This is a genomic window from Pseudomonas sp. VEM90 (assembly GCF_054611535.1).
Genome location: NZ_JBTRAR010000070.1, coordinates 1 through 500, shown reverse-complemented (window position 1 = coordinate 500; position 500 = coordinate 1). Strand labels below are relative to the sequence as shown.

Sequence of the window (500 nt, the reverse complement as noted above, 5' to 3'; positions counted from 1 at the left end):
CTGTACGGCCCGACCGAGGCGGCGATCGACGTGACCCACTGGACCTGCCGCGAGGAGGGCGCCGATACGGTGCCGATCGGCCAGCCGATCGCCAACCTGGCGACCTACGTGCTGGATGCCGAGCTGAGCCCGGCGCCGCTGGGGGTGATCGGCGAGCTGTACCTGGGTGGCGAAGGCCTGGCGCGCGGTTACCACCGCCGCCCGGCGCTGACCGCCGAGCGCTTCGTCACCAGCCCGTTCGGTGCTGGCGAGCGGCTGTACCGCACCGGCGACCTGGCCCGCCAGCGTGCCGATGGGGTGATCGAGTATGCCGGGCGCATCGACCACCAAGTGAAGATCCGCGGTTTGCGCATCGAGCTGGGGGAGATCGAGGCACGGCTGATGGAGCAGCCCGAAGTGCGCGAGGCGGTGGTGCTGGCGGTGGAGCTGGCCGGCAGCCTGCAACTGGTGGGCTATGTGGTACCGAGCGAGGCAGGCACCGATGAGCAGGCCCTGCGCGA

At 71.0% G+C, this 500-nt stretch carries 1 protein-coding gene; it reads left to right on the top strand.

Translation table 11 applies throughout. From position 1 onward, the window contains the following. On the top strand, positions 1 to 500 hold a 500-nt coding region (locus ACYCCG_RS26075; protein WP_459672329.1), incomplete at both ends, for an AMP-binding protein.